Raw genomic sequence first — 1,739 nt, 5'->3', positions numbered from 1 at the left:
AAAAGTTGACAGAATTATATGGATTGAATGTAGAATCTGTCAGTGCAGGAAAAGAAGACCATGCATTTACCAGTAAAAATCAGACGTGGAAAACTGACCCTGAATTATGTTGTTCTATTAATAAAGTAAAGCCCCTTGAGTTAATCAAGCAACGGTTTTCTGTTTGGGTTTCAGGTCTAATGAGTTGGCAAAGTGATCACAGGGCTACTTTGGATATCTTTGAAGATCGTGGAGGGATTCTAAAGTTTTACCCTTTACTGGATGTGACCGAGGAAGAAAGAGATGATTATATCAATAAACATAAATTACCTTTTCATCCCCTAATCGCATTTGGCTACCACTCCATTGGGTGTAAACATTGCACAGTTCCCGGAGAAGATAGAAGTGGAAGGTGGAACAATAGCCCGAAGACTGAGTGCGGTTTGCACCTTTAATCAATCCATCCAACCTAGCTGATCGATAAATTTAAATGTGTTTTTAACACAAAGCCCATCCATTCTATTGGATGGGTTTTGCTTTTTATATAATTTTACTTTTTCTACTAAATCTAACCCAATGAAAAAAAACCTGTTATTAATACCATTAATCCTTGCTTTTTTAGCCTGTAAGCCTGAAAAAAAGGTTGAAATTATTGAGTCTCAAACTTCACCCTCGCTAGACTCACTGAGCCAATCCTTGGAATGGCCTGAGGACTTAGCAGTTCAGGCTTTTTCAGGGCCGGACATAACACCAAGCCCTGCATGTCTTGCAGTTTCGCCTTACGGAGAGGTTTATGTAGGTGTAGATGCCATAGGTTCCCTAGGGAAAACGCCAGGTAAAGGAAGGATAGTCAAATTAATAGACCATGACAATGATGGACAAGCAGATTCCCATACCGTTTTTGCTGAGGTGGATAATCCCAGAGGAATAATCTCTTTAGGAGATAAATTGTATGTTTTGCATACTGTGTTTTCTGAGGCCGACAGTTTGGCCACCGGTATGGATCTTGTTGTTTTTGAGGATAAGGATGGAAATGGTGTCGCAGATGGCCCTTCTCAGCCTTTAATCCAGCATATCAGCTCACCTAAATTCCTTCAGAGTAGAGGAACGGATCATGCCACGAATGGGATTCGTTTAGGGATAGATGGCTGGATATATATAGCAGTTGGGGATTTTGGATTTCACGGTGCAGTAGATAGAGAAGGCACTGAATTGACCATGCTCGGAGGAGGGATCCTCAGGGTACGTCCGGATGGTACTGAAATGGAAATATATACACATGGACTTAGAAATATTTATGATGTTGCCATCGATCCTTACATGAATATGTTTACACGTGGTAATACCAATGATGGTGGAGGCTGGAACATACGTTTTATCCATCAGATCCAGTCCGGTGAATATGGTTACCCGGTATTGTTTAAAAACTTCACAGAAGAAATTATTCCCGCATTAATTGATGTAGGAGGTGGCTCAGGAACCGGTTCTTTGTACTTACAAGACGACCGATGGCCCGCCCAATATGACAACAATCCATTGATGGCGGATTGGGGCAGAAGTCAAGTGTTTATACACAAAGTGACAGAAGATGGTCCATCTTATGTTCAAGAAGAAACGCCGTTTTTTAAACTCCCTCAGGTCACTGATTTAGACATAGATGGTTCCGGAAGAATGTTTATGGCTGCTTGGGATGGAGCCGGATATTCGGGAAATGAAAATAAAGGTTATGTCGTAAGAATTGTTCCAAAGGTTTTGGAATA

The 1,739-nt window shown here is 41.0% G+C and carries 1 protein-coding gene and 1 pseudogene; both read left to right on the top strand.

Features of this window, described 5'->3' with window-relative positions:
- A partial coding sequence (locus AAC037_RS24180; protein WP_339906239.1) for a phosphoadenosine phosphosulfate reductase family protein occupies positions 1–434 on the top strand: 434 nt, incomplete at its 5' end.
- Between the two features lie 121 nt (positions 435–555).
- Positions 556–1,739: pseudogene (locus AAC037_RS24175) on the top strand (heme-binding protein); the annotation flags it as partial.

This window comes from uncultured Cyclobacterium sp., from assembly GCF_963976465.1.
GTDB lineage: Bacteria > Bacteroidota > Bacteroidia > Cytophagales > Cyclobacteriaceae > Cyclobacterium.
The sequence above is the reverse complement of the archived record's forward strand: the minus strand, read 5'-3'. Positions and strand labels throughout refer to the sequence as shown.